At 71.1% G+C, this 26570-nt stretch carries 28 protein-coding genes and 1 pseudogene; 15 read left to right on the forward strand and 14 right to left on the reverse strand.

Annotated features, from left to right (window positions below; all coding sequences use genetic code 11):
* Positions 1-26 precede the first annotated feature (26 nt).
* Positions 27-467 carry an alternative ribosome rescue aminoacyl-tRNA hydrolase ArfB gene (gene arfB, locus ACFY2B_RS12800; protein ID WP_376532658.1) on the reverse strand — a complete coding sequence of 147 codons (441 nt, stop codon included), beginning with the start codon at positions 465-467 and terminating at the stop codon, positions 27-29.
* Positions 468-674: 207 nt separating this feature from the next.
* On the opposite strand from arfB, the gene ACFY2B_RS12805 reads away from it, so the two are divergent.
* On the forward strand, positions 675-1250 hold the full coding sequence (locus ACFY2B_RS12805; protein ID WP_390763156.1) for a TerD family protein: 576 nt from the start codon (positions 675-677) through the stop codon (positions 1248-1250).
* Positions 1251-1442: 192 nt separating this feature from the next.
* Here the strand turns inward: ACFY2B_RS12805 and ACFY2B_RS12810 are convergent, their stop codons facing one another.
* Positions 1443-2036, reverse strand: a complete 594-nt coding sequence (locus ACFY2B_RS12810; protein WP_390763157.1) for a DinB family protein — start codon at positions 2034-2036, stop codon at positions 1443-1445.
* 214 nt (positions 2037-2250) lie between these two features.
* On the opposite strand from ACFY2B_RS12810, the gene ACFY2B_RS12815 reads away from it, so the two are divergent.
* From ACFY2B_RS12815 to ACFY2B_RS12830, 4 genes are all read left to right on the forward strand, one after another.
* On the forward strand, positions 2251-3948 hold the full coding sequence (locus tag ACFY2B_RS12815; RefSeq protein WP_390763158.1) for a stealth family protein: 1698 nt from the start codon (positions 2251-2253) through the stop codon (positions 3946-3948).
* Between the two features lie 13 nt (positions 3949-3961).
* Positions 3962-5779 carry a stealth conserved region 3 domain-containing protein gene (locus ACFY2B_RS12820; RefSeq protein ID WP_390763159.1) on the forward strand — a complete coding sequence of 606 codons (1818 nt, stop codon included), beginning with the start codon at positions 3962-3964 and terminating at the stop codon, positions 5777-5779.
* Positions 5780-5942: 163 nt separating this feature from the next.
* Positions 5943-6374: a hypothetical protein gene (locus ACFY2B_RS12825; RefSeq protein WP_390763160.1), complete on the forward strand. Its 432-nt coding sequence runs from the start codon at positions 5943-5945 to the stop codon at positions 6372-6374.
* Positions 6375-6513: 139 nt separating this feature from the next.
* A complete protein-coding gene (locus ACFY2B_RS12830; protein ID WP_390763161.1) occupies positions 6514-7014 on the forward strand; it encodes a hypothetical protein in 501 nt (166 codons plus the stop codon).
* A 50-nt stretch (positions 7015-7064) separates the two neighbouring features.
* Here ACFY2B_RS12830 and ACFY2B_RS12835 read toward each other — a convergent pair whose 3' ends face one another.
* Positions 7065-7772 (reverse strand): pentapeptide repeat-containing protein, encoded by a 708-nt coding sequence (locus ACFY2B_RS12835; RefSeq protein WP_390763162.1) that lies wholly within the window; start codon positions 7770-7772, stop codon positions 7065-7067.
* 144 nt (positions 7773-7916) lie between these two features.
* Between ACFY2B_RS12835 and ACFY2B_RS12840 the strand changes: the two genes are divergently transcribed.
* The gene (locus tag ACFY2B_RS12840) at positions 7917-9086 is read left to right on the forward strand and encodes an NAD(P)-binding protein (RefSeq protein ID WP_390763163.1); all 1170 of its coding nucleotides are present in this window, start codon (positions 7917-7919) and stop codon (positions 9084-9086) included.
* Between the two features lie 184 nt (positions 9087-9270).
* On the forward strand, positions 9271-10251 hold the full coding sequence (locus tag ACFY2B_RS12845) for a zinc-binding dehydrogenase (protein ID WP_390763164.1): 981 nt from the start codon (positions 9271-9273) through the stop codon (positions 10249-10251).
* A gap of 1000 nt (positions 10252-11251) precedes the next feature.
* Here ACFY2B_RS12845 and ACFY2B_RS12850 read toward each other — a convergent pair.
* Entirely contained in the window at positions 11252-11722 is a 471-nt protein-coding gene (locus ACFY2B_RS12850) for an ATP-binding protein (RefSeq protein ID WP_390763165.1), read from the reverse strand.
* A 203-nt stretch (positions 11723-11925) separates the two neighbouring features.
* Between ACFY2B_RS12850 and ACFY2B_RS12855 the strand changes: the two genes are divergently transcribed.
* Both ACFY2B_RS12855 and ACFY2B_RS12860 read left to right on the forward strand, forming a co-directional pair.
* On the forward strand, positions 11926-13272 hold the full coding sequence (locus ACFY2B_RS12855) for a hypothetical protein (protein ID WP_390763166.1): 1347 nt from the start codon (positions 11926-11928) through the stop codon (positions 13270-13272).
* Between the two features lie 112 nt (positions 13273-13384).
* Positions 13385-13624: pseudogene (locus tag ACFY2B_RS12860) on the forward strand (hypothetical protein); the annotation flags it as partial.
* A 29-nt stretch (positions 13625-13653) separates the two neighbouring features.
* On the opposite strand, the gene ACFY2B_RS12865 reads toward ACFY2B_RS12860, so the two are convergent.
* Positions 13654-14328: a class I SAM-dependent methyltransferase gene (locus ACFY2B_RS12865; protein WP_390763167.1), complete on the reverse strand. Its 675-nt coding sequence runs from the start codon at positions 14326-14328 to the stop codon at positions 13654-13656.
* 157 nt (positions 14329-14485) lie between these two features.
* Positions 14486-14926 (reverse strand): hypothetical protein, encoded by a 441-nt coding sequence (locus tag ACFY2B_RS12870; protein ID WP_376532688.1) that lies wholly within the window; start codon positions 14924-14926, stop codon positions 14486-14488.
* 192 nt (positions 14927-15118) lie between these two features.
* On the opposite strand from ACFY2B_RS12870, the gene ACFY2B_RS12875 reads away from it, so the two are divergent.
* Positions 15119-16414, forward strand: coding sequence for a multiprotein-bridging factor 1 family protein (locus tag ACFY2B_RS12875; protein WP_390763168.1), 1296 nt, complete (start codon positions 15119-15121; stop codon positions 16412-16414).
* Positions 16415-16679: 265 nt separating this feature from the next.
* Here ACFY2B_RS12875 and ACFY2B_RS12880 read toward each other — a convergent pair whose 3' ends face one another.
* Entirely contained in the window at positions 16680-16856 is a 177-nt protein-coding gene (locus ACFY2B_RS12880) for a hypothetical protein (protein WP_390763169.1), read from the reverse strand.
* Entirely contained in the window at positions 16853-17287 is a 435-nt protein-coding gene (locus tag ACFY2B_RS12885; protein WP_390763286.1) for an ATP-binding protein, read from the reverse strand. Before ACFY2B_RS12885 ends, ACFY2B_RS12880 begins: the two co-directional genes overlap by 4 nt.
* Before the next feature lie 394 nt (positions 17288-17681).
* On the opposite strand from ACFY2B_RS12885, the gene ACFY2B_RS12890 reads away from it, so the two are divergent.
* Together ACFY2B_RS12890 and ACFY2B_RS12895 are read left to right on the forward strand one after the other, a co-directional pair.
* Entirely contained in the window at positions 17682-18950 is a 1269-nt protein-coding gene (locus ACFY2B_RS12890) for a helix-turn-helix domain-containing protein (protein ID WP_390763170.1), read from the forward strand.
* Entirely contained in the window at positions 18947-19468 is a 522-nt protein-coding gene (locus ACFY2B_RS12895; RefSeq protein ID WP_376532694.1) for an NUDIX domain-containing protein, read from the forward strand. Before ACFY2B_RS12890 ends, ACFY2B_RS12895 begins: the two co-directional genes overlap by 4 nt.
* Positions 19469-19487: 19 nt before the next feature.
* Here the strand turns inward: ACFY2B_RS12895 and ACFY2B_RS12900 are convergent, their stop codons facing one another.
* The 3 genes from ACFY2B_RS12900 to ACFY2B_RS12910 are packed head-to-tail and all read right to left on the reverse strand — an operon-like array spanning position 19488 to position 22048.
* The gene (locus tag ACFY2B_RS12900) at positions 19488-19967 is read right to left on the reverse strand and encodes a GNAT family N-acetyltransferase (RefSeq protein WP_376532696.1); all 480 of its coding nucleotides are present in this window, start codon (positions 19965-19967) and stop codon (positions 19488-19490) included.
* Positions 19964-21373: an NAD(P)/FAD-dependent oxidoreductase gene (locus ACFY2B_RS12905; protein ID WP_390763171.1), complete on the reverse strand. Its 1410-nt coding sequence runs from the start codon at positions 21371-21373 to the stop codon at positions 19964-19966. The genes ACFY2B_RS12900 and ACFY2B_RS12905 overlap by 4 nt, the downstream gene beginning before the upstream one ends.
* A 9-nt stretch (positions 21374-21382) precedes the next feature.
* The gene (locus tag ACFY2B_RS12910; RefSeq protein WP_390763172.1) at positions 21383-22048 is read right to left on the reverse strand and encodes a rhomboid-like protein; all 666 of its coding nucleotides are present in this window, start codon (positions 22046-22048) and stop codon (positions 21383-21385) included.
* On the opposite strand from ACFY2B_RS12910, the gene ACFY2B_RS12915 reads away from it, so the two are divergent.
* The 3 genes from ACFY2B_RS12915 (at position 22035) to ACFY2B_RS12925 (ending at position 25309) form a co-directional block, all read left to right on the forward strand.
* Positions 22035-22949, forward strand: a complete 915-nt coding sequence (locus tag ACFY2B_RS12915) for an aminoglycoside phosphotransferase family protein (protein WP_390763173.1) — start codon at positions 22035-22037, stop codon at positions 22947-22949. The two genes, ACFY2B_RS12910 and ACFY2B_RS12915, sit on opposite strands and share 14 nt — an antisense overlap.
* 60 nt (positions 22950-23009) lie before the next feature.
* Positions 23010-24068 (forward strand): nitrous oxide reductase family maturation protein NosD, encoded by a 1059-nt coding sequence (locus ACFY2B_RS12920; protein ID WP_390763174.1) that lies wholly within the window; start codon positions 23010-23012, stop codon positions 24066-24068.
* Positions 24069-24313: 245 nt separating this feature from the next.
* Positions 24314-25309, forward strand: coding sequence for a methyltransferase (locus tag ACFY2B_RS12925; protein WP_390763287.1), 996 nt, complete (start codon positions 24314-24316; stop codon positions 25307-25309).
* Between the two features lie 95 nt (positions 25310-25404).
* Here the strand turns inward: ACFY2B_RS12925 and ACFY2B_RS12930 are convergent, their stop codons facing one another.
* From ACFY2B_RS12930 to ACFY2B_RS12940, 3 genes are read right to left on the reverse strand one after another with little or no spacing between them, the layout of a single operon-like run.
* Positions 25405-25728, reverse strand: coding sequence for a TcmI family type II polyketide cyclase (locus ACFY2B_RS12930; protein ID WP_390763175.1), 324 nt, complete (start codon positions 25726-25728; stop codon positions 25405-25407).
* Between the two features lie 20 nt (positions 25729-25748).
* Positions 25749-26228 carry an SRPBCC family protein gene (locus ACFY2B_RS12935; protein ID WP_390763176.1) on the reverse strand — a complete coding sequence of 160 codons (480 nt, stop codon included), beginning with the start codon at positions 26226-26228 and terminating at the stop codon, positions 25749-25751.
* Between the two features lies 1 nt (position 26229).
* Positions 26230-26487, reverse strand: a complete 258-nt coding sequence (locus ACFY2B_RS12940; protein WP_389017530.1) for an acyl carrier protein — start codon at positions 26485-26487, stop codon at positions 26230-26232.
* Positions 26488-26570: the final 83 nt, after the last annotated feature.

Consider the following 26570-nt stretch of genomic DNA (forward strand, 5'->3'; position numbering starts at 1 on the left):
ACGGGAATGTGACACGAGGGCCCGGCTCAGTTCGTCCAGTCCCGGCCGGACCTGCCGCGCTTGGTGTCCGAGCGCTGCTTCTTCTCCCGCAGCCGCCGCTCATTGATCCCGCGCGGGATCCGGGTCGGCTTCCGGGGCTTGGGCGGTGGCGCGGTCGCCTGGGCGAGCAGGGCCGCGAGGCGCACCGCGGCGGTCTCGCGGTTGCGCCACTGGGACCGGTGCTCGGACGCCCGGACGGTCAGCACGCCGTCGGTGAGCCGGCCCGCGAGGCGCCGCAGCGCCCGGTCCTTCCACACCTGGGGAAACGCCTCGGTCCGCGCCAGGTCGAAGCGCAACTCGACCTGCGAGTCGCTGGTGTTGACGTGCTGTCCGCCAGGCCCTGACGAACGTGAGAAACGCCACATCAGCTCGGCCTCGGGGAGCGAGACGGAGCCACGGATGACGTAAGGACCGGACATGCTCTCCATGGTCGCCTCATCGTCCGGTCCGCGTCACCCCGATTTGCCGGAGCCGGAGACCGGGCCTTTGCCGAGCCGGAGACTGGGCCAAGGAGGGTAAAAAAGGTAAAGGGATGCGGAACCTCCTGGACCCCCCTTGGCGTTCTTCCCGGTGAGGGTAGCTTCGTCCCCAGTACGAAGCCGTAGGTAAGCAACGAGGGAAGGGACTCCCAAACCATGGCTGTAAGCCTGTCCAAGGGTGGCAACGTCTCGCTCACCAAGGAGGCTCCGGGCCTGACCGCCGTCACCGTGGGCCTCGGCTGGGACGTCCGCACCACCACCGGCACGGACTTCGACCTGGACGCCTCCGCGATCGCGGTCAACACGCAGGGCAAGGTCTACTCGGACGCCCACTTCGTGTTCTTCAACAACAAGCAGACCCCGGACAGCTCGATCGTCCACACGGGCGACAACCGCACCGGCGAGGGCGCCGGCGACGACGAGGCGATCAACGTCAACCTCGCCGCCCTCCCGGCCGACATCGACAAGATCGTCTTCCCGGTCTCCATCTACGAGGCCGAGAACCGCGGCCAGAACTTCGGCCAGGTCCGCAACGCCTACATCCGCATCGTCAACCAGGCCGGCGGCACCGAGATCGCCCGCTACGACCTCTCCGAGGACGCCGCCACCGAGACGGCCATGGTCTTCGGCGAGCTGTACCGCAACGGCGCGGAGTGGAAGTTCCGCGCGGTCGGCCAGGGCTACGCGTCCGGTCTGGTCGGCATCGCCCAGGACTTCGGCGTCAACGTCTGAGTCACCCCGTGCCCGGCCGGGCCCGACCGCGCTGTTCCGCGGTCCGGGACCGGCCGTGCCCGTTCTCGTTCCTGTTCCGCACAACGGGCCGCGTCCCCTTACAACAGGCCGTGTCCCCTTCAACCCCGCGCGTTCACCTCCGCGCGGCCGCTTCCGCCGTGGCCGGAGTCCGGTCGGCCGCCCCGGTGCCCGTCACTGGCCCACCCGGCCGTCGATGCGCTCCCGCAACAGGTCGGCGTGCCCGCAGTGCCGGGCGTACTCCTCGATCCTGTGCACCAGCAGCTCCCGTACCGCGAACCCGTCCTTCCCCAGCCGCTCGCCCAGGTCCGGGTGCTCGGCCAGCGCGGCGTCGGTCGCGGCCTGCTCGCGCGCCAGAGCGGCGTACGCGGCGTCCACCTCGGCCTGCTCGGCGACGGCCCCGTCGAAGTCCCCGTCGTCCCCGCCGTTCCCGCCGTCGTCCCCGCCGTTCCCGCTGCCGTACAGCTTCGGCAGCGGTTCGCCGTCGCCGATCCAGTTGTGCCAGTCGCGCTCCACCTCGGCGAGATGCCGGACCAGGCCGAGCAGTGACATCGTCGACGGCGGCACCGACCGCCGGGCCATCTGCTCCGCGTCCAGGCCCTCGCACTTCATCAGCAGGGTTGCGCGGTAATTCGACAGAAAGTCCTGAAGTGTGGCGAGTTCGCCGTCCGGACTGACCCCGTCGCTGTTGCGCGGATCGTCGTCCGGATCGACCCACATGTCGGGGTAGACGGTCGCCCGGCTCCAGCGTGCGCTTCGCTCATCCATGCACCCCATGATCGTGCGCGCGGACCCGCGCCCACCAGCCCCCGGACGACACCGGTCGGCGGCGTCGGCCCGCGCCCGGACGGGTACCACCTTCGGTAATGAAAAAGTTATGTGCATCATTAATGTTCGGCGAAATCTTGCACAACCTTCCGCGCAGTGCGTGCGTCTGGTTAACGCAAGTCCATGAAGAGGTTAATGAACAGGAGCCAAGAACGTGACCGTGCGTTCCTTTGCCCGCCGGATGCGGCCGCGAGTCGAGCGGGAGGCGGCCGAGCGGGTGTGGCAGCTGCGCACCATGCGGCGGCGGCGGCGAGCAGCGGTCACGGATCCGGTGCTGCGCCCGGTCGCGGTCCGCGGCCAGCGGCTCTACGGACGGGTCGTGACCCGGTTCAGCGCGGCCGAGGCAGCCGCCGAGAACCTCGGTCTGGTCGTCGCCGCGCTGGAGAGCGAAGGCATCCCGTACTTCCTGGTGCCGGCCTCCCGCACCCGGCACACCGTCGGGGTGAACGCCGTCGACCGGGAGCGTTTCCTCACCGCCCTGGAGACGCAGAACGCGGGCACGGCGGTGTTCATCGGCAGGCCGCTGCCCGGCGGGAAGCTCAAGCATCCCGCGCTGTTCCTGGACGGCGTGCTGCCGGCCCCGCTGCGCACGTCGCCCGCGCTGCGCATCGGGGAGAACCACCTCGGGCCCGCGGGCCAGCTGCTCGCCGGGCCGGAACTCGCCTGTGACGTCGAGTTCTGGGAGGACGGGGCGGCGCTCCTCGCCTCCGAAGAAGGGCCCCGGCGGCTGGCCAAGGTGCAGCCGCAGGCGTCCGAGGACGTCTTCGCCGAGTCGCTGATCGCGCCCCGCAACAACGGCATCACGGACGTCCTGCCGGCGTCCGAGCAGCAGCCGGCCACGGTCCGCGTCGGTGACCGGGAACTGCCCACCTTCGCCGCCCTCACCCTGCCGGCCGTGAACGACGTGACCTTCCCCGTCGACGTCGTCTACACGTGGGTGGACGGCGAGGAGCCGGCGATGCGCGCCAAGCGGGCCCGGTACCAGGACCGCGGCACCGCCGAGATCCTGGACAAGGAGACCAACGCCTCCCGCTACACCAGCCACGACGAGCTGAAGTACTCGCTGCGCTCACTGGCGATGTACGCCGACTTCGTCCGCCACATCTACATCGTCACCGACGGCCAGAAGCCGCACTGGCTCGACGACCGGGCCGCGGGGATCACGGTCGTCGACCACCGCGACATCTTCCCCGAAGGCGTCCTGCCGGTGTTCAACTCGCACGCCATCGAGACCCGGCTGCACCACATACCGGGTCTCTCGGAGCACTACCTGTACTTCAACGACGACGTGTTCGTGGGCCGCCGGGTCACCCCGGAGCACTTCTTCCACGGCAGCGGACTCATGAAGATCCCGGTGTCCCCGCTCAAGATCGGCATCGGCAAGCCGCACGCCGAGGAGACGGCCACCAACTCCGCCAGCAAGAACGTCCGGCGCCTGCTCCTCGACAAGTTCGGGCGGATGACGACGAACAACTTCATGCACACCCCGCTGCCGCAACGGCGCGACGTGCTCCAGTCGCTGGAAGGACTCTTCCCCGAGGACATCCGCCGCACCACGGCGTCCCGGTTCCGCTCGCCGCAGGACATCGCCCTGACGGCCCCGCTGCTCTACCAGTACGCGCTGATGACCGGCCACGGCGTGCCGGGCAAGTTCGGCTTCCGGTACGTCAACATCAGCCGCCCGGACGCCGAGGCACGCCTGGCCGACCTGCGCCGCACCCGCCGCTTCGACTTCTTCTGCCTCAACGACGTCGACGTACCGCCCGAGGAGCGGGAGCAGGTCAGCATCCGCATGAGCGAGTTCCTGGAGGACTACTTCCCGTTCCCGAGCCCTTACGAGAAGCAGAGCTGACGGGAACATGCCCATGGATATCCGCCACCGCCTCGCGGCGCCCAGCGGCCTGCGGGCCGTCCGGGACGTGCTGCTCCGCCTCCGGCTCCGGCTGGTGGCACGGCTGTGGACCCTGCGCACGGCCCGAGCCCGACGGCGCCTGCGCACCGCCGTCCCCGGGCTGCGCCGGATCACCTGCAAAACGGTACGGCTGTACGGACAGCCGGTCGCCGGCTACACCACCGCCGACGCCGCCGAAACCGACCGCGAACGGGTCTGCGCCCTGCTGGAGGCGATCGGCGTCCCCTACTTCCTCGTCCCCGCCGAGCACGGGTACGGCACGCGGCAGGTGATCGGCGTCGAGGAGACCCACCGCGGCGACGTCCTCGCCCGGGCCGCGCAGCGCTTCGCCCGCACCGCCGGGTACGTCGGCGCCGTCGGCCCGGACGACGAGGTGACGACCGCGGTGCTGTGGGCCGACGGGAAGCTGCCCAAGGCGCTGAAGCGGGCCAGGGTGCTCCGTACCGGTGTGGTGCGGCTCGGCCCCGCCGGGCAGGTCCTCAGCGGTCTCGACGCCGGGTGCGACATCGAGTTCTGGCGTCGCGGCCGGGACCTGGGCACCGCCCCGGACGCGGATCCCTCCTGGGTCACCGTGCCCGGCGGCCGGCTGGAGGACGTCTTCGGCCAGGCCCTGGTGGCGCCGCGCCGCAACCGGGTGTCCGAGGTGCTGCCGGTGTCGGCGCAGCAGCCGGCCTCGGTCGCGGCCCGCCGCGGCAGCGTGCCGACGTTCGTGCCGTTCGCCGAGCCGGGCATCGACGAGGTGCGCTTCCCCGTCGACGCCGTGTACACCTGGGTCGACGGGGACGACCCGGCGATGGACGCGAAGCGCCGTGCCCACCAGGCCGTCTCCGACAACTCCATCGCCCCGCGCGAGACCGGCGCCTCCCGCTACACCAGCCACGACGAACTGAAGTACGCGCTGCGCTCGCTGGAGATGTACGCCGGGTTCATCCGGCACGTCTACCTGGTCACCGACTCCCAGGTCCCCGCCTGGCTGGACCCGGACGCGGAGGGCCTGACCGTGGTCGACCACCGGGACATCCTCCCGGCCGACGCCCTGCCTGTCTTCAACTCGCACGCGATCGAGAGCCGGCTGCACCACATACCGGGTCTTTCGGAGCACTACCTGTACTTCAACGACGACGTCTTCATCAACCGCCCGGTGCGCGCCGAGCACTTCTTCCACGGCAACGGCATCGCCCGGATCCCGCTGTCCCCGCTGAAACTCGGCGTCGGCGCCCCGCACCCGGTGGAGCCCGCGCCGAACTCCGCCGGGAAGAACACCCGCGAGGTGATCAGGCGCTTCCACGGCAGGTACATCACGCACAAGTCGCTGCACACCCCGCATCCCCAGCTGCTGTCGGTCATGAACGAGATGGAGCACCTGGCCATCGAGGAGCTCCAGCGGACCTCGTACTCCCGCTTCCGCTCCACCACCGACGTCGCTCCGGCGTCCACGCTGCACCACCACTGGGCGATCGCGACCGGCCGGGCGGTCCCGGCCGACTACCGCTTCCGCTACGTACAGCTGGGCACCCCGGACATGCGGCGGCGGCTGGCCCGCCTCGCGGCCGGGGAGGACGTCGACTTCTTCTGCCTCAACGACGTGGACACCGCGCCGGAGGCCAGGACCGCGGCCCGCGCCGCCATCCGCGGCTTCCTGGAACGCAAGTACCCGTTCCCGAGCCGCTTCGAGAGGGTGCGCGGGACCGTACCGCACCCGTCCGCGGCACCGTCCGCGGAACGCCTCTCGCGGCGAGCGGCCCTGGAGGACGCGGGGCACGCGGACTGACGCTCCCGAGGCTCCGGACGCTCCCGACGGCGGGCGGAGCCGTCGGGCGGGCGGAGCCGTCGGGCGGCAGGCGGCAGGCGGCAGGCGGCAGGCGGCAGGCGGCAGGCGGCGCCAACTCGCAACCGGCCCGGCGGCGTTGGGTTCCGGGCATAGGGTTCCGGGTATGCCGCTGACCTACCTCACCCTCTCGTCCCGCCGTGGCATCGCCCTCACCTCGCTGCGGCTCGACTCGACGTACGCCGGACTGCTCGAAGGCGCACCGACCAAGCGCGTCAACGACGACATCATCGAATACCGTCTGCGCAAGGCCCGGGACGCCTACCCCGGCCTGCCCGTCCACCTCATACCTCCCGAGCGCACCCACCGCGACAGGACCACGCTCCGGGGCGAGCCCATCGAAGACTTGCCCGCCGTCGCCTGCATCGGCGCCTTCGACTCGAAGGAGATCGACCCCGCCCACAACACGGGCTGGTACTCCTCCGCCCTGGTCGTCGTCTGGTTCCAGGACACTCCGGACATCCCGTCGAACGACAACGCTCCCGCAGCCCTGCGCGACATCCCCTGGGACGAAGTGGCCCAGGATTTCGAGGACTGAGCCGAAGACGGGGCCACCGCCCAGTCCGGTCCCGGAGGCCGGACCCGATCCCTGTCCGCCCACGTCCGGCACACGTCCGGCACACGTCCGGTCCAGGCCCGGAGTCCGGGAGGGCGACGGCCTCTGACACGATCACCCCGTGCTCGACATCGGCTACGCCCTCTCCAACCGCTTCCCGGACCCGCCGCAGACGGACTACCGGCGGGCGGACGTCCACGCGCTGCGGTACGACCTGTTCTGCGGGGACGTCTACCTCGCGGACACCAAGACGGACCGCGAGTTGTCCACAGCCTGGGGATGGGTGCCGGTGCTCGACTTCGCCTGGGCGCTGTGCGACATCGTGGAGCGGCTGGACCGGGATCCGGCTGGCTCACGGGCGGCCCGGCCGCAGCGGGCGGAACTGGACTTCACCGAGTCGACCGACCGCCTCTTCTTCGAGCGCCGCTTCGGCTGGGTGGACATCGCGGCCGACTGGATGCCGGCCGAGGAGTCCCCGCTGTCCTTCTCCCACACCGAACTGCGCCGCGAAGCACGGGACTTCCTGCACGACCTGATCGCCGACCTGACCGACCTGCACGAGTCCCTGGCGGAGAACCCGGCCGTGTGGACGCTGCAAGCCCGCTTCCCGCGGTTGCCCTGAGCCCGGCGGCGGGGAGCCCCGCCGGACCGTGGCTCGGTCCGGACCGTGGCTCAGTCCAGCACCCGAATACCCAGTTCCGCCGCCAGCAGCGGGGCCAGATCCAGTAGCTGACCGGTGCTGAGCACCGCGCCGGACAGGCGGTCCACCCCGCGGGCGATCTCCAGCGGGGCGGCGCCGCGCAGGTCCACGTCCGTGAGGGTGGCAGCGCTGAGGTCCGCCCCCTTCAGCGCGCAGTCGACGAACTCGACCCGCTCCAGTCGCGCTCCCCCGAAGTCCGGTTCGACCAGGACACAGCTCTCGAAGACGACGTCCTTGACTCTGGCCGTACGCAGATTCAGATAGTCGATCTTGCCGCCGCGGATCAGCACCCGCTCCAGCACGGCACCGTGCAGCTGGGTGCCGCCCAGGCGGGCGTCGACGACTTCGACATCGCGCAGGGTCGCCTCGGCGAGGTCGGTGCCCACGCCCCGTATGCCGGTGAGTGAGCTGTCGAGGATCCGGGCCTTGCGCAGCCGCGTCTCGTCCAGCGCGCACCCCGTCAGCGCGCAGTCCATGAAACGGGCACCCGCGCCGTCCTGACCGACCAGGTCCGCCTCCTGGAACGCGACGCCGTCATAGTCCCCGTCCGGCTCCAGCTCCTGTCCGTCGTACGGCGCCAGGGGCGGCAGCCGCAGCTCGGGACGGCGGGCCGCCCGCACACCACCGCTCCGGCCCGGCCCTCCGGACCCACCACCGTCACCAGTCGCTCTCCTAACCATGCGCCCATGCTGCACCACACCTCTGACAATCCGCCCTGACCTGCGACGACACCGCCGATGTCACATTCCGGCCGACTCACCGAGTCCTATGTCCGAGCACCCAACACCGTCGTGGGCCGCCGGGCCCGAGGGAGGACACCAGCCATGCAGCGCACGCGGCGCATCACCGTCGTCGGCGGCGGCTTCGCCGGTCTCACCGCGGCCATCACCGCCGCGGAGGCAGGCGCCAAGGTCACCGTGTACGAAGCGCACCACACCCTCGGCGGGCGGGCGCGCACCGCCGAGGGCCCGTACCGGACGAACGAGGGCCCGCACGCCCTGTACAGCGGCGGCCCGCACTGGACGTGGCTCAAGCGGCGTGGACTGCTCGGGCCGCTCGCTCCCCTCCCGGCGCTGGAGGCGGCCCGGCTGCGGCTGCGCCACCACGGTGTGCTGCGCCGCACCCCGCCGTTCGCGATGCTCAAGCTGCTGCGCCCCGGTGCCCCGGCGGCCCCCGTGGACCGGGACTTCCTCGGCTGGGCGACGAAGGTCGCGGGCGAGGAGGGCGCACTGGCCGCCGCGCACTACTCCGCCGTCGCCCTCTTCCACCACGATCCGGGCGCGCTGTCGGCCGCCTTCGTGCAGGAGCGCCTGCGCCGGGCGACCCGGCTGCCGCCGGAGGCGCACTTTCCGCGTGGCGGCTGGGCGAGCGTCATCGACCGGATGGCCGCGCGGGCCTGGAACCTGGGGGTACGGATGGAGACGCTGTCCCGCGTCGACACCCTGCCCACCGGCACACCGGTGATCGTCGCCACGTCGCTCGCCGCCGCCCGCCGGCTGCTCGGCGACGACGCGCTGGTCTGGCCCAGCGGGTGCACGGTCCTGGTCGACGTGGCGGTGCGCACCCGGCGCGGGGACGCCTTCGTGGTGTCGGATCTCGACGCGCCCGGCTGGCTGGAGCGGTGCACCGCCGCGGACCGCTCCCTCGCCCCGGCCGGTGAGCAGTTGATCCAGGGGCAGCTCCCGATCGGGCCGGGCGCGTCACGGGCGGACGGCGTGGCCCGCGCCGAGGAACTGCTCGACCTCGGCTTCGAGGGCTGGCGCGGGCGGGTGACCTGGCGGCGGGAGGCGGTCGCGAGGGGCCGCACCGGGGCGCTCGACCTGCCGGGCACCAGTTGGCGCGACCGGCCCGGCATCGACCGCGGCGACGGGGTGTATCTCGTCGGCGACCAGGTCGCGGCGCCCGGCGTCCTGTCGGAGGTGTCCTTCAACAGCGCACTCACCGCCACGTCGCTGGCCCTCGGCCACCGCACACTCGGCCTCCGGCGGGCTTGACCTCAAGCGCGCTTGAGGTCGAAGAGTGGCTTCGGCACGCAGGGACCGGCGCACGCGCCACCACCGGCCTGCCGCACCCACGCCAACGGAAGGATGGAAACCACCAAAACCACCGTAGAAACCACCCCAGAAGCCAGATGACCACATAAACCACCGGATCAACCGGATCATTGATGGGGAGCCCATGCACGCCATCCGCCTGCACGCCTTCGGCCCGGCCGAGAACCTGGTCCACGAGGAGGTCGCCGACCCCGCCCCCGGACCTGGCCAGGTCCGCATCGCCGTGGCCGCCGCGGGGGTCCACCTCCTCGACGCCTTCCTGCGTGAGGGGCACCGGGGCCCGCTGCCCGAACCGCCCGTTCTGCCGACCGTACCGGGGCGTGAGGTGGCCGGTGTCGTGGACGCGCTCGGCGAGGGGGTCGCCGGGCTCTGGCTCGGCCGGCGCGTGGTGGCCCATCTCGGGTCCGTCCCCGGGGGCTACGCCGAACTGGCCGTCACCGACGTCGAGCGGGTCCACGACATTCCGGAGAACCTGGACTTCGCCGAGGCGGTCGCCATGATCGGCACGGGCCGTACGGCGATGGGAATCGTGCAGTTCGCCGAGCTGGACCCGGACTCGGTGGTCGTCGTCCCGGCTGCGGCCGGCGGCATCGGCACGCTGCTGGTGCAGTACGCGCGGCACGCCGGAGCGACGGTGGTCGGGCTCGCGGGCGGGCCCGAGAAGGTCGCGCGGGTACGGGCGAACGGCGCCGACATCGCCGTCGACTACACGGATCCCGGCTGGCCGGCCGTGGTCCGCGCGCAGTTGGGCGGGCGACGGGCGACGGTCGTCTTCGACGGAGTGGGCGGGGACGTGGCCCGGGAGTCGGTCGCGCTCCTCGGCGACGGCGGGCGGCACATCGTCTTCGGCTGGTCGGCGGAGGGCATCGGCACGGGCCGCGGCCACCTCGTCGAAGGCGTCTCCGATCAGGTACTCGGCCCGGTGATGCTGGGCCGCGCGGGCGGCGCCAACCCGGTGCGCACACTGGAGCTGCGCGCCCTCGCGGAGGCTGCCGCGGGACGGCTGCGCCCCGCCGTCACCCGCTTCCCGCTCGCCGCGGCGGCGACCGCCCACCGGGCACTGGAGACACGCGGGACGATCGGCAAGGTGGTCCTGGAACCGTGACCGGCCCGGGGCCGTATCACCGGGCCATACCCGAGGGCGGGGTGTCCGCCTCACCTCACGAAGTGACCGCGTCCCGGAGTGACGTCTTTCCGTGGGGTATCGGTATCCGCTCGACCGTCATGCGCCCGGGGCCGGCAGGGGTTGGCCGGGGCTGGGTGGCGCGGCAAACGACATAGAGGCCGGAGTGCCGCTCCCGGGTCCGTGACGGAGCCGGGAGGTCGGTCGCCACTACCTCTTCATCCCTTTGTTCGCCGACTTTATCTGGGAATTGACCAACCGGGATATCATGGATGCAGCCACGCGCTCCTCCTCCGGTGAACGACTCAAGTCCATTGGCCGTATCGGCGGGCGAGTTTGGTGAATGGCCCGCGCGACTGTCGCGTTCGCGTCGGCGGCCGGCCCGCCCGGCGGGCGGGTGGCGAGCCTGCTGTTCAACGCGTTGCCCAGTTCCCGAGCCGCCGTCGCATCACCTGATCGAGACGCGCTCATCAGGCGTGCGGCCAGTTCCGACACGGACATCTCGTCCCTCGGCGTCTGCCACTGCTGGTTCGGGCGATTGGGGGGAACCTGATCTGCCACTTGTTCCTCTCCTCCTCTTTCTCTGCTGCCGGCGGTACGGAGAGGGAAACGGCACTGCACTGAAGGAGGTTCAATACCCGCGACGGTGCGCCCCCGCCGACGGGCCTCGGGAGCGTGCACGCGATCCGCCCCGCGCAGAGCGTCGGCCCGCGGGCGAAGCGGACGGCTCTCGGCGAAGTGCGGCCGTCGTACGGTCGTGAACAGCTCCACGGCGTGAGCGGCCGGGGAATGAGGAGGCCCGTCCCCGGAGATCATTGGCGGCTGCCGCAGCAGATCAGCGAGACGACACAGGCCGTGACCGCGACGACGGAGAGCACCTGGGCCGCGACCGGCCGCCATCCGATCCGGGTTCGCCGCGGGCGAGTGCGCGGACGCGGCGGACGGGAGGCGTCGTTCAGGGTCTCGCCCAAGCCGTCCGGCATCACCGGTCCGCCCTGTTCGTGGTGAGGTTCACGGTCAGGCTCACGGTGAGTTCGGCCCAGCAGCGCTTTCCCCACGGGCGGGAGGCCGGGCCGAGCCGGTCGTAGCCCCACCGGTCGCTCAGCGCCTCGATGAGGAGCAGCCCGCGCCCGCTCTGTTCTTCAGCGGACAGGGCAAGCAACTCGGGAAGGCGGTGGGGAGCGCGGTCGACGACCGCCAGACACACCCACTCGTCGCTGGGCCGGTCGATGATGATCCGCACGGTGGGACCCCGGGCATGGCGGATCGCATTGGAGACGAGTTCGGCCATCACCAGTGTTGCGGACCCGGTCACCTCGTCCGCAAGACCCCATGCGGCGCATGCGGTGCCGACCAGTCTGCGGGCCAGAGGTGCCGTCTGTTCGGTGCGGGGATGGGTTTCGCTGTAGCCGGGATGCCCGTTCGCGCGGGGTCTGGTCGCCGTCATCGTCATGGATCACGCCTTGGGCAGGGGGTCGGGGGGCACCGCGCCGGTACCCCCCGGAGGTCGGAGAGCAGAAGGGACCGGCGCGGCCGTCAACCGTCGGCTACGGGTCACCGAACGGCCGGTAATCACTCAACTCCGCTGCGCACAGCGGGGTAAGGGAGCAGAGTGGAGGCAGGGTTGAACTGGTTGAACACAGCTCGGGGGTTTCGATGGCACGACGATCGCGCACGCCGAACACAGCCCTCGCGGGCCTGATGCAGTCGGAGGGGATCGGAAACGCGCAGTTGGCGCGGCGCACGAACACCGTCGGGAAAGAACTCGGGATTGTTCTGCACTACGACAAGTCGAGCGTGTCGCAGTGGCTCGCGGGCAGCACGCCGAAACCGCGAGCGAGGCCCGCGATCCTCGAAGCGCTCTCGCGGCTCGCCGGACGCCCGGTGACCTCCGCCGAAGTCGGCTGGGGGGACGATCCGGCCGAGGAGCGCGACGTCGTTTCGGGAGTGATGGCGCTGAGCCATGCGGACATGGACCCGGGCCGCCGCAAGGTGCTGACCGCGGGCATGTACGCCGCCACGCTGGTGGTGCCTGCCTACAACCAGGTGACGGGGGAGCTTGACCAGCGGGTGAAGGAGGCCAGTGCGGGGCGCGCTCTCCGGATCGGGATGAGCGACGTCGAGACCGTGCGGAAGATGACAGACAAAGTCGCCGACATCCTGGACGAGATCGGCGCCGGTCATGCCCGGCCGATGGCGGCGGCGTTCATCACGAACACCATCGGCACGTATCTGCGCGCGGACGCCTCGGACCAGGTGCGCAAGGCGATGCTGGCAGCTGTCTCCGACTTCGTGTACCTCACGGGGTGGATGGCGATGTACGAGACGAAGCAGGGGCTCGGGCAGAAGTACTACCTGCGGGCCCTCGACCTCGCCGGTGCCGGCGAGGACCACGTCACCTACTGCCGTACGCTGCGCGGCATGTCGTTGCAGGCGTCCCACCTCGGCTACGGCCCGAAGGCGCTGGAGCTGGCGGACGCCGCCGCCGAAGCCGCCCCCGCGTCGGGGCCGCGCCTGATCGCGTTCCTGCGCGGGCAGCAGGCCGCCGCCGCCGCGATGACCGGCGACCGGCACACCGCCCTCACCCGGCTCCGCGAGACCGAGACGGCACTGGCCCAGGCGGACGACCGGCGCGACGCTGTCGGCGGCTACGACGAGGCGGCCTACCATTTCCACGAGGCCCATGTCCGGTGGTCGCTCAAGGACGGGCCGGGCAGCGTCAAGGCCCTGCGCCGCTCGAACGCCGCACGCAACCCTCAGGAGCGTCAGGGCCGTGTGCACTGCCTCGGGGTGATCGCCCAACGGCAGATGTCCATGCGGCACGTTGAGGCCGCCTGTGCCACCTGGCACGATTTCCTGGACGAGTACCAGATGATCAGCTCCGCGCGCGGGGACGAGCACCTGCGCAACCTGCGCACCGGTCTCAAGCCGTACGCCTCGCTGCCGGTCGTGCGCACCCTCGACGAGCGGGCGCGCGAGGTCTCCCGGCTGAAGGCAGCCTGACCCGGCTACAGGCTCAACGACAGCTTTCCTTCCACCTTTACGCGAGTTCGACCAGCGGTTGCACGGCGCCTACCTGTAGACATCTGTCCGCATTTATCTGGAGGAGGACGGAATGCGAGTGGGTATCACCGGTCACCGCGGCCTGAGTACGGAGGTCGAGGAGCGCGTGCGGGTGCTTCTGGCGGATGCGGTGGACGGGCACGACGCCGCGGCGCTGGTGGCGGTCTCCTGTATCGCGGACGGTCCCGATGCGTGGTTCGCCGAAGCCGTGCTGTGGACCGGCGGGCACCTTGAGGCCGTCGTCCCGACACCGGGTACTGAAGATGTGCGGGGCTCTTTCGTGTCCTGGCACTCAGCAAGGCCCAGGGCGGGGGGGCCGCCTTACGCGGGGACCTGAGCGCGGACCATGAGCGTGCCCAGGTTCCCCGCTTCCGGAGCCTTGAGGACATGGGCGTCAATGTCGGTGAAGCCGTGCCGCTTGAGGATGTCGGCCCACATCTCGGGGGCGTACTGCCACCGGAGTACCGTCAGCTCGCGCTCCCGTCCTTCGAGCCACTTGCCCCGCATCTGCTGAGGACCGTACGAACCAGCGACCGGTTCGGCCTGCGAGAAGGCGAAGACGCCGCCCGGGGACAGTCGCTTGAAGACGCACGGGAACAGGTCCTCGGGGTCCGTGAACCACACGGCCCCCCATACCGAATAGATCGCGTCGTACTCCGCCGGGACCGACGAGAGGTAGGAGCATGCCTCGCCCTGGGCGAAGGACAGCCCAGGGGTGCCCTTCCACCAGGCGCGGGCCCGCTCGACCTGGACGGGGGAGAAATCGACGCCGGTCACCTCGACGCCCTGAAGGGCCAAGTGGGCGGCCTCCTTGCCTTCGGCCGGCCCGAGCTCCAGCGCGTGGAGGGGGCGGCCGAGTACTTCGGAGCCGGGCCCGTGCCCGGGGTACTGCGTCCAGTCGAACCGGTCGGCCTGCGGCGCCGGTTGGGTGCCCTCGCCCCTGTAGGGCTTGTACTTGTCCCAGTACTCGGCCGGTGTCATGGGCGCGTGGGGCATGAAGCTCCTCGGGAGGGTGGAGTGACCGATGTCCCTTGAGCTGGACACCGTATCGGGGCTCTCTCCCGCGCATGGGCGAATGGCGCCGCTTCACCTGGCTGGGCACGCGAATAGACCCGGGAGCGTTCGTGACGCCCCCGGGCCGGACCGGTTCAGATCAGTGGCAGTTCGACCCCGGACTGCACGGACCGCACTTGCCGTAGTCCCGTTCCCAAAGCTTCCAGTCCACGTCGAAGCCCGCGTCCGCGATGATCTGCGCAGTGCGCTCCACCGAGCCGTCGTACTTGAACTCGATCTCGGGGATGTGCTCCAGGAACCTGCCGTCGAAGTGCTCCGCGCAGAACTCGCGATAGTTCTTGGTGTCCAGGATGAAGACGTGGACCGCCAGGTCGACCAGGCGGCCACAGCACATCTCCAGTCCCTGGCCCCACTTCTCCATGGCCGTGATCAGGTACGAGACCGCCGCGCCGAACAGTCGGTTGGCCATCACCTCGTCCACGGGGTGATCCCGCATCAGAAGCTGGATCTCCCGGTCCCACACGTCGCGTTTCACGTAGTCCTGGGGGTCTCGGACCTTGGTCTCCACTGCTGCCGTCATGCTGCCCTCCATGGCTTTGTCGGGGCCTGCCACCCAGAGCGGGCCCGCTCTCGAAGGACACCACCGGACGGCCACGAGTAGTGAGCAACTACCCTGCAATGCAGGCAATTTGCAGGTCCTGCACACACCGTCGACGCTCCTTCGCGCGCTCGCTACCGTGGATTGGCCCGGCCCCGGCCAGTGGGAGGCGCGATGCGCACCATGGACCCGCTGTGGAGTTCCGCCAAGGCCCGTACGCTTGTCGACCACCAGGACCCCGGAGGGCTCATCCGCATGGGCCGAGTCGGTCGGGGATGGCGGCAAGCCGACCTCGGGGCACGCCTCGGCTGCTCCGCCTCCACCGTCTCCAGAATGGAGCAACGCGGCAGCCGAACGGCTGACCTGCGCCTCCTGCGCCGGGCCGCCCAAGAGGTCGGTGTGCCGCCGTACGTCTTGGGTGCGGCACTGGGATTGAACGTGCTCCAAGCCACTAAAGTGGCGGCCGATGGTCCACGTTGCGCCCAGGAGGACCCCATGCGCCGCCGGACACTGCTTGCGGCCGCCGGGCTGGCGGCCCCCTCCCAGCTCCTTGTCGGCGTGGACGACGCCTTAGCGATCACGCCTGCCCCGACCGGCTCGGCCGTACCGCTTGATACCCGCCTTGCGCGGGCGCGTTCCCTGTTCGACGCGGGCAGGCACGCTGACCTTCTCGAAGCGCTGCCGGGGCTCCTCGCCGACGCCCACGACGCCGCCCGGTCCCGGACGGACCTTGCACACGCCCGGCTCTCGTCGTGCTACAGCCTGGCCGCCCAGCTCCTCGTCAAGATCGGCCGTTACGACCGGGCGCGTCTTACCGCAGACCGCGCCACCGTCCATGCGGAGCTTTCCGGCTCCCCGCTGGCCGCCGCTGCCGCCGCCCGGGAACTGAGTATCGTCCTGCGCCACCAGGGCCAGCCCGGCGCCGCACAGCGCCTGATCCTGAGCGCTGCCGCCCAGGTCGAGGCCACCGGGCTGACGACACCGGCCCATTCGGCAGCCTACGCCCAGATGCTGTGCACCACTTCATACACGGCGGCGCGGGCCGGGGACCGGGACCAGGCGCTGACCATGATCCGCGAGGCGTCCCAGGCCGCGCGCGACCTCCCGCAGCAAGCCCCGGCCAGCCGTCTGTTCTCCATCACGCCGTCCGCCGTCGACCTCTACGAGGTCGGCGTTCACTGGGCACTGGGTGATGCCGGGGCCGCCCTCCAGGCAGGCCGGGCGCTGCACCCGGACCAGTTCCCCACCGCCGAGCGCAAAGGGCGGATGCATACCGATCTCGGCCGTGCATGGTGGCAGTGGGGCAAGCCTGAGCAGGCGGCCCACGAGTTTCTTTCCGCCGTGCGCGTCTCCCCTGGAGAGGTCCGCGACCGCCCAGCAATCCGTCAGATCGTCGCCGACCTGTCCTCACGGCATCCGCGAGTGAGCGGTGTCGGTGAGCTGGCCGCGGTGACCGGCGTCCGCAGCTGACTGCCGACCGCCTCAGGGAGACGGTCGGCGCGAGATTCGGCCCCTACGGGCCAGCTATCGCTGTCCTCCCCATAAAGGCTCGCGGGGGTGTGAGCGCACAGGAGGCCCGCTTGCCCCTGTACCAGCGCACCCACCGCTTCCGGTCGTACTCCTCATGACTGGTGCCCGGCACGGACGGTCCGCGTTCCTTATTACTGAGGAACCGGTGATCCGGTCGGCGAGTGGCCGAGTGGAAAGGAGGAGAACACCGCCCGGCAGCCGGAGATCATCCGCGGCTGCCGCAGCAGATCAGCGAGACGACACAGGCCGTGACCGCGACGACGGAGAGCACCTGGGCCGCGACCGGCCGCCACCCGATCCGGTGCCACCATCGGCGCCGGCGGGGGCGTCGGCCGACGTGCTCCTGGTCGCATGGTGTGGTGTCGAGGCGGTTGAGGATCACCGTTCGGTGATCCCCAGTTCGCTCCACACGGCCTTGCCCCACGGGGCGCCCGGCTTGGTGCCCATGAGGTCGTATCCCCAGCGGTCGGAGTACGCGTCGACCAGGAACAGGCCCCGGCCGGTCGTGTCATCGGCGCAGACCTCTCGAATCCGGGGCAGCTTCCTGGGGGCCCGGTCCACCACCGCCAGGCGAACCCAGTCCGGGGAGGGGCGCGCGACGATCAGCCGAACCAGGGGGCACGAGGTGTGCCGGACGGCGTTCCCGACGAGTTCCGTGATGACCAGTTCCCCGCGGTCGGTGAGGTGGTCGAGGTCCCACAGGCGGAACGCGGCGCGGACGAGACGGCGCGCTTGGGCGGCTGCCTCCGCCGTGCGGGGGTGGTTCTCGGCGTAGCGGGGGTGTCCGATACCGGCTGGGCGTTGGGTGGCCATCGTCACGAAACGCCCCCGAGTTCGAGGTACGTGCGGAAGTGCTCGGGCTTCCAAGTGGCCGGGGCGTCGTGGCGTGCAGCGTAGACGCGGGCGTAGGGGCTTATCGGCTGTGCGCAGGCCAGGGGCGGTGTGCTGCTGGTCCTCGTGGTACTTGCGGGGTGCTGCTCCTGGGAGAGTCTGGTCATCGTGAGCCTCGGCGTCTGCGTGGGGGCATGACCCCGCCCGCTTGTCTCGGGGGAGAACGTCGTGGGCGGGACTGCCGCTCGGGGGCGGCTGTCAGTCAGTCAACGCCGGGGTGCAGGGCTCAGGAGACTCCAGAAGGTGACTCCAACCCGGAGTCACCCCAGGCCCCCTGGACATAGCATCGGCTCACCGCTACTCGGGGGAGTCGGAGATGAACCAGCAGTCAGCACCAGACCCTCGTGTGATCATGGGCGGGCTGCTCAGTGATGAGCGGCTCCTACGCGCCTGCGCCGAGCGGGACATGGGCACCGTCTTCCGGATGCTCAACGGCCGAGGCGTCAGCACCCGGCGTCTCGCCGCCGCCGTCGACATCACCCAAGGGCGGCTCTACGAGTACATGAACGGCAAGAGCCGGGTGGAGAAGCTGACGGTGTTCGAACAGATCGCGGACGCCTTCCACATCCCCGGCCGGTTGCTGGGGTTGGCCCGCCGGTCATGGGAGCCCGCACCGACGGGACCGGAACACCCGCATGGCGACCGTCCACCGCCGAACGGCGACGATCTCGTGGCCATGGACCACTTCCGCAGCGCCGACCGGCAGACTGGCGGCAGCCGTCTCTACGGGGCTGTGGTGCGCCATCTGTCGGACCGCGTGGCGCCCCGGCTCGTCGACACCGACAGCGACGCGCAGGTGTTCGCGGCAGCGGCGGCGCTGACTGAGATGGCCGGGTGGATGGCCCACGACTCCGGGCAAGACGCCCTCGCTGAACGCCACTTCGCCCGCGCCTTGCCGCTGGCCCGCGCCTCGGGTGACCTCCCGCTTGCAGCGCACGTCGCAGCCTCCAGCAGCCACCTCGCCCTTCAGAGTGGAAACCCGGCGGCGGCCGTGCAGTGGGCCCGCGCCGGCCTCGGCCTCGCCGCGCAGGGGCCGCGTATTCCGGTGCTGACCGCGAGACTGCACACCATGAAGGCTCGCGCCCTGGCCGCCGCCGCGCAGCACACCCCAGCCGCCGGCGCCCTCGAAGAGGCCCGGCGCGACTTGGAAGGGACTTCGGACGCCGCGCACCCGTGGCTGAGCCCGTTCGACGCCGCCGCCCTGGCCAGCGAATCCGCGCTGATCCTGCGCGACCTCGAACGGCTCGACTTGGCACTGGCGGAGGCCGAACAGGCCGTTGTGCTGCGCGAGGAAGGGCGGGCACGGTCGCTCGCCCTGAGTCAGATCACCGTGGTGGACATCCGGGTGCGGCGCAAGGAACTGGACGCCGCCGTGCATGCTGCCCATGCGCTGCTGAGCACGAGCCCCACCCTCGGATCCGTCCGGGTCGTCCAGCAACTGGACGAGTTGCGCCGGCTGCTTGAGCGCCACAAGGAGTATCCACCAGTACGGGAATACCTGGTGCGCTTCGATGACGCGCGCAGGGCGAGAATGCTGCTGCTGGCCGATCTGATCCCGCCGTCATCGGGAGGCACCTCCGCATGAGGCCCACCACCCCCACCCCTGCCGACCCTGAAGCGTGGAACGCGTACCTCGCGGAGGGCAACGCCAAGCAGGCCCGCAAGCGCGTGGCCGCTGACGTGCTGTTGCGTGATGCCGCCGGACGCGTCCTCCTGGTGAACCCGAACTACAAGCCAGGCTGGGACCTGCCCGGCGGGATGGCGGAGGCGAACGAGCCCCCGGAGGATGCGGTGGGCCGGGAACTCATCGAAGAACTCGGTCTGCGGGTGACCGTGCGGGGACTGCTGGTGGTCGACTGGGTCGCCCCGCATGGTCCCTGGGACGATCAGCTCGCGTTCATCTTCGACGGGGGCACCCTCGATATGAGTGCGGCTCCCGCGTTGCGGCCCCGGGACGAAGAACTGTCCGAGGCTGTTTTCATAGCGCCCGATGAGGCGTTGCGCCGGGTCGGTGACCGTATGCGGCGACGGTTCACGGCCGCTCTGGACGCGGTAGCAGATGGCCGCCCCCGCTACCTCCGCGACGGCGTACCCGTGGCATAGACCCGCCACCGGCAAGGGTCTATCGCCCCGCCCCCAGCTCACCCAACGCCCCGTCCGTGAGCCGGAACACCGTCCACCCGTCCTGCGGGACGGCCCCGAGCCTGCGGTAGAAGCCGATCGCGGGTTCGTTCCAGTCGAGGACCGACCACTCCAGGCGGGCGTACCCGCGCCGTACGCAGATGCGGGCCAGTTCGGTGAGCAGGGCGCGGCCGTGGCCGGCGCCGCGGGCCTCCGGGCGGACGTACAGGTCCTCCAGGTGGATGCCGTGGACGCCGCGCCAGGTCGAGAAGGTGAGGAACCAGAGCGCGAAGCCGACCGGCTCGCCGGTCGTGTCGTCCACGGCCAGGTGGGCGAAGACGGCCGGGTGCGGCCCGAACAGCGCCTCGTGCAGTTGCCCGGGGGTGGCCCTGGCCTCGTCGGGGGCCTTCTCGTAGACGGCCAGATCGCGGATCAGGGCGTGGATGACGGGGACGTCGGCGGGGGTCGCGGGGCGGATCACGCGTGCCTCCCGGCCACCCGGTCCGCCCAGCGGGCCAGGCGGGAGGAGTCGCTGCTCGGGCGGAGCCGTTCGCGGCGGTCGGCGGCGCGGTAGGTGGCGTACATGCCCTTCACGCCCAGCCAGCGGAAGGGCTCCGGCTCCCAGCGGCGGACCTTGTGGTCGACCCAGGGCAGGTCCGTCAGCGCGGTGCGGGAGCCCTGGCCGGAGTCCAGCCGGACCAGGTCGCACAGGGTGCGGGCGGCGAGGTTGGCGGTGGCGACGCCCGAACCGACGTAGCCGCCCGCCCAGCCCAGGCCCGTCGTGCGGTCCAGGGTGACGGTCGTGCACCAGTCGCGCGGCACGCCGAGGACACCGGACCAGGCGTGGGCCACGCGCAGGCCCGCGAGGGACGGGAAGAAGCGGACGAGGATGTCGCGGAGGGCGTCGATGGTCGCGTCCTGGGTGCGGCCGTCGTTGTCGGTGCGGGAGCCGAAGCGGTAGGGGACGCCACGGCCGCCGAGGGCTATCCGGCCGTCGGCGGTGCGCTGGGCGTACATGTAGGCGTGCGCCATGTCGCCCAGGGTCTCCCGGCCGTCCCAGCCGATCTCGGCCCACTGCTCGTCGGTGAGCGGCTCGGTGGCGATCATCGAGGAGTTCATGGGCAGCCAGGTGCGCCGCTGGCCCTTCAGGGCGGCGGTGAAGCCCTCGGTGCAGCGCAGCACGTAGGGGGCGCGCACGGTGCCGTACGGGGTGACGGCGTGACCCTGGCGGATCTCCGTCACCGGTGTCGACTCGTGGACGGTGACGCCCAGCGCCTCGACGGCCGCGGCGAGGCCCTTGACGAGCTTGGCCGGGTGCAGCCGGGCGCCGTGCGGGGTCCAGGCGGCGCCGACCGCGTCGGCGACCCGGATCCGTTCGCGGGTCTCACGGGCGTCGTACAGCTCGCGGTCCCGCTCGCCGTAGGACAGCTCATGGGCGTGGAACGCCTTCAGCCGGGCCAGCTGGGCGGGGGTGGTGGCCACTTCCAGCACGCCGCCCCGGTGCAGGTCGGCGTCGATGCCCTCGGCCTCGGTGACCGCGACGACCTCGGCGACGGTGTCGTTCATGGCGCGTTGCAGGCGTACGGCGGCCTCGTGGCCGTGCAGCCGGGCGTAGCGGTCGCGGCCCGCGACGCCGTTGTAGAGCCAGCCGCCGTTGCGGCCGGAGGCGCCGTAGCCGCAGAACTTCTGCTCCAGGACGGTGATGCGCAGGAAGGGGGCGGTCTTCTTCAGGTAGTAGGCGGTCCACAGTCCGGTGTAGCCGCCGCCGACTATCGCGACGTCGGCGGACGCGTCGCCGGTCAGGGGCGCGCGGGCCGCGGGAAGGCCGTCGTCCGCGTACCAGAAGGAGATGCCGCCGTTGACGGCACTGCTTGCCGAGCTGCTCATGCGCGGACGTTAACCCCTGAGGGCGGTCAGTGTCTCCTTCGGATTCCATGCTTTTCCGCGGCCCCGGACCAGTGGATAGCACGCCAGACCGATCAGTACGGACAGGATGTGCCCGAGGTCGGTGAAGGTGGCGCCGGTGAGGAGGGGCACCAGGAAGAAGATCAGTACGGCCGCCAGGTACCCGTACCGCCAGGGCGCCGCGATCCGGTAGGTGAGCACGCCCACCACGCCTGCCAGGGCGTAGCTGACGCCGATGTCGAGGGTGTCGGCGGCCCGCCGTGGGGCGGCCCCGACGTCGATGGCGTACAGCAGCGTCATCTCGCTGGCCACCGTGGCCAGCACGTGCGCGGCGACGCAGACCACGAGCCAGCGCAGGGTGCCGAGCCAGCGTTCGGCCTGGGCGTGGAAGACCGTGTACAGGGCGGCGTACGGCAGCCAGTACTCGCCGTCGATCCACATCGCGCTGGTGATCAGCACCCGTACCGGGTCCCGGGACAGCTCGTGGATGTTGGTCGAGCGGTGCCGCAGGAACGCCTGCTCGAAGGCCGGGGACATGTAGTGCAGGGCGATGGTGGTGGCGAACAGGACCAGCAGCCAGAGGTAGGTCCCCGGGGCGCTGCGGACGTAGGCTGCCGCCGCCCTGAGCCCGCGCCGAAATCGGATGACCCGGTTCACACACGTCAGTATCGTCGGCGAGGTGATCGAAGTGCCTGGCGAGCTGGCCGCCTCACAGGAGAAGTTCAACGGGGAGGCGGGGCGTTCCTTCATCGCCGAGCTGCCGGGACGGGCCGAGGAGTTCCTGCGGCGCTGGGAGCTGACGGTGGACGGTCCGGCCATGTACGGGGTGTGCGCGCTGGTGCTTCCGGTGGTGCGCGCCGGGGGGACACCGGCCGCGCTGAAGCTCCAGCCGCTCGACGAGGAGAGCGCGGGTGAGCCCGAGGCGCTGCGGATCTGGGACGGCGACGGGGCGGTACGGCTGCTGGAGCACGACGGGCCGACCTGCACGCTGCTGCTGGAGCGGCTCGACGAGGGCCGGGTGCTGAGCGACCTGCCGGACGACCGGGAGGCGGTGCGGATCATCGGCGGGCTGCTGGCCCGGCTGACCGCGGTGCCGGCCCCGCCGGGGATGCGCCGGCTGGCCGACATCGCCCGTCAGATGCTGGAGCAGGTGCCGTGGGCGCTGGAGCGGATCGCGGATCCGGCGGACCGGCGGCTGGTCGGGGACTGCGCGGCGGCGGTGCGCGAGGTGCTGGCCGAGCCCGGTGACCGGCTGCTGCACTGGGACCTGCACTTCGAGAACGTGCTCGCGGGGACCCGGGCCGACTGGCTGGCCATCGATCCGAAACCGCTGGCCGGCGACCCCGGCTTCGATCTGCTCCCGGCGATCGACAACCGTTACGACCCGGCCGAGACCGGGTGGCGTTTCGACGCGCTGACGGACGCGCTGGGCCTGGACCGGGAGCGGGCGCGGGCGTGGACGCTGGGGCGGGTGCTGCAGAACTGCCTGTGGGAGACGGAGGACGGACGGCCGTTGGAGGCCGTCCAGTTGGAGATCGGGCGCGCGCTGCGCCGGTGACACGCCGTCGAACGGCCCATCCACCCGGTCCACGGGCACATCGGCCATAGCGTGCAGAATATGACAAAATGCAGCATCGCGTACCTGGCGTGCACCGCGGCGCTCGTCGGTGCGGCCCTCGGTACCACCCCGGCCTCCGCCGCCCACACGACCCACGTGGTCCACCCCGGGGAGTCCATTCAGAAGGCGGTCGACGCCGCACGGCCCGGAGACACCGTCCTGCTGACCCCCGGCACCTACCAGCAGAGCGTGACGGTGAGCAAGTCCGGCCTGACCCTGCGCGGCATGGGCCTCGGCACCGTGCTCCAGCCCGCCGAGAAGGAGGCCGCCACCGGCTGCTCCGCGGCGGGCAACGGCATCTGCGTGACGGGCACCACGGCCCACCCGGTCCGGGACGTCACCGTCGCGGACCTCAGCGTGACCGGCTTCGCCCGGTCCGGGGTGTTCGGCACGTCGACCGACCGGATGACCGTGACCAGGGTCTACGCCGCCAAGAACGGCGTCTGGGGCATCGCCCAGGAGCAGTCCGTGCACGGCGCGTTCCGGTACAACCACGCCAAGGAGAACGGCGACGCGGGCCTCTTCCTCGCCAACACCGTCTCGGCCGAGCAGGGCGCGAAGGACACCAAGGGCGCGGCGGTCGAGAGCAACCGCCTGGAGGGCAACCGGATCGGCGTGACCGTCCGGCGTCTGCGCAACCTCACCGTCTCGGACAACTACGTCACCGGCAACTGCGTCGGCATGTTCGTCGTCGGCGACGAGAACAAGCCGCGGGCGGGCGCCCTGACCGTCCAGGACAACCAGATCACGCAGAACAACAAGTCCTGCCCGAAGACCGACCGGCTGCCCGCGCTCCAGGGCTCCGGGATCGTCCTGACCGGCGCCGAGGACACTCTGGTCACCCGGAACCGGATCACCGGCCACTCCGGCAAGTCGCCGCTGTCGGGCGGCATCGTCCTGTTCAAGAGCTTCGTGGGCGTCACCAGCGAGCGGAACCGGATCAACGACAACGTCCTGGACAGCAACGCCCCGGCCGACCTCGTCAACACCGACACCGGCAAGGGCAACACGTTCAGCGGCAACTCCTGCCGGGCCTCCAAGCCCGCGGGCATGTGCTGACCGCCGTCCGTCGCATCCCGTAGCCCGGGGGCCGGCCGGTCCGCGGCCGGCCCCCCGGGCGGTCCGAGGACCGGTCCGCCGGGCGGTCCGAGGACCGGTCCACCGGCCAGTCCACCGGCCAGTCCAATGCCAGTCCAATGCCAGTCCAAGGCCAATCCAAGGAAGGAAGGCGGCACATGACGACCGTGACCTCCAAGCCCTCGGCCCCGCACGAGAAGGCGGGATCCTCGTCCCCACCGCCGTCCATGCGGCTGCGAGAGCTGGTGTTCGGCGCGGCATGTGCCGCCGCCGTCCGGGCGGCCGCCCGGCTGGGCGTCGCCGACGCCCTCGGGGAGTCCCCCATGGCCGTGCCGGACCTCGCGGCCGCGGTGAAGACCGAGCCGCAGCCGCTGCGCCGGCTGCTGCGGGCGCTGGTCTGCTACGGCGTCTTCGAGGAGCGGCCGGACGGCACGTTCGCGCACACCGCCATGTCCCGGCTGCTGCGCGAGGACGACCCGAACAGCCTGCGTGACATCTCCCTGTGGTGCACCGAGCCGTGGACCTGGGACGCCTGGCCCCGGCTCGACGAGGCCGTGCGCACCGGCCGGAACGTGGTCGAGGACCTGTACGGCAAGGAGTTCTTCACCTACCTCAACGAGGACGCCCCCGAGTCGGCGGACGTCTTCAACCGCGCGATGACCACCTCCAGCGAGCAGTCGGCGCGGGACGTGGCCGCGCTGCTCGACCTGTCCGGCGCCGCCTCGGTCGCCGACATCGGCGGCGGCCAGGGCCATGTGGTGGCGAGCCTGCTCGACAAGTACCCGTCGATGCACGGCAGTCTGCTCGACCTGCCGCGCGTGGTGGCCAATGCCCTGCCGCGGCTGCGCGCGGGCGGTGACCTCGCCGGCCGCGCGCGCGTCGTGCCCGGCGACGCGCGGGTGTCCGTGCCGGTCGAGGCCGACGTCTACGTCATCAAGAACATCCTCGAATGGGACGACGCGAGCACGGCGCGGCTGCTCGGCAACGTCGTCGCGGCGGGCGGCCCGGGCACCCGGGTCGTGGTCATCGAGAACCTCGTCGACGACACCCCCTCGATGCGCTTCAGCACCGCCATGGACCTGCTGCTGCTGCTCAACGTCGGCGGGGCCAAGCACACCACCGACTCCATGGTGCGCCGGCTGACCGCGGCCGGCCTGGTCGTCGACGGCACCGCTCCGGTCAACCCGTACCTGGACGCGTTCGACTGCCATGTCCCCGGCTGAACGGGACACCGGCACGGCGGTACGGACGCGGAAACCGGTCGCCGGGCCCGCGGCGGCGGGCCCGGCGACCGGTGTTTCCGTATCGGGAGACGGTGTCAGCCGCGCTCCCACAGATAGAAGCGGTGCGCCATGGCGTCCTTCGGGGAGCGCCAGGTCTCGGGGTTGTACGCGCTGACGTAGGCCGTGAGCCGCTCGCTGATGCCCCGGAACTCCGGGTGGTCGGTGACCTTGGCGATGGCCGGTCCGGGCTCGCGCTCGGACTCGACGAGGTGCATGTACACATCGCCGAACTGGAAGAGGCTGCGCCGGACGACCCCGACGAGGTGGGGCAGCTCCCCCCGGTCGGACTCCTCGAACACCTTGGCGATGTCGGGGGCGGAGCCGGGGGCCATCCGGGCGACGATCAGAGCCTGGTGCATCGGGTGCGTTCCTTCCGCGCTCAGTCGGCGACGGCGGCCGTGGACCGCCGCCCGGCCGCGGCCTTCTCGATCTTGTCCCGGATCAGCCCCATCTGGATCTTGGAGTTCCGGTTGATGTTGTCGGTCATCCAGTCGTCGTCGACCGGGGCGTCCGGCTTCATCGCGAAGTCCTGGGTCCACACCATCCGGGTGCCGGCCGCGACCTCCTCGTAGCGCCAGTGGATGTCCATGTGCGCGAACGGGCCGGTCTCCACCCGGCGTGCCTTGACGCTGAGCGTGTCGCGGTCCGGCTCGCGCTCGGAGACCCAGCTCCACACGGTGCCCTTCTCGTCCGGGTGCATGGTCAGCCGGAACGTCGTCTTCGCGCCCTCCCGGGAGAGGATCTCGACCGCCGCGTACTCGCTGAACAGCTGCGGCCAGTTCGCCAGGTCGTTGGTCATCTCCCAGACGAGGTCCAGGGGGGCACCGATGACGATCTCGTTCTGTGTGTGTCCTGCCATGTCAGGCTCCTGCCATCAGAGTGGTGTTGACGAGGTCGAGGAACTGCCGGGGCGTCCTGCAGCGCTCCGCGTCCGGCGGCATCGGCGTGCCGTGCCGGTTCTCCAGCTCACCCACGATGCCGAGCAGGCCCAACGAGTCGATGCCGAGGGCGTCGAAGCCACTGTCCGAGCGCTGCTCCAGTTCCTGCGGGGCGACGGTGACCCCGGCGGCCTGCTTCATGAGCCCGGACAACTCTTCCAGCGTGATGAGGACACTCATGCGGTTCTCTCCTTCTCTCCGGGAGTGCTGTGAGACGGCCTCCGGGGAGGCGTCGGGTGACGGCCTCGGAAGGCGTCGGGTTC

The sequence above is a fragment of the Streptomyces sp. NPDC001270 genome (assembly GCF_042896695.1).
In the GTDB taxonomy this organism is placed as follows: domain Bacteria; phylum Actinomycetota; class Actinomycetes; order Streptomycetales; family Streptomycetaceae; genus Streptomyces.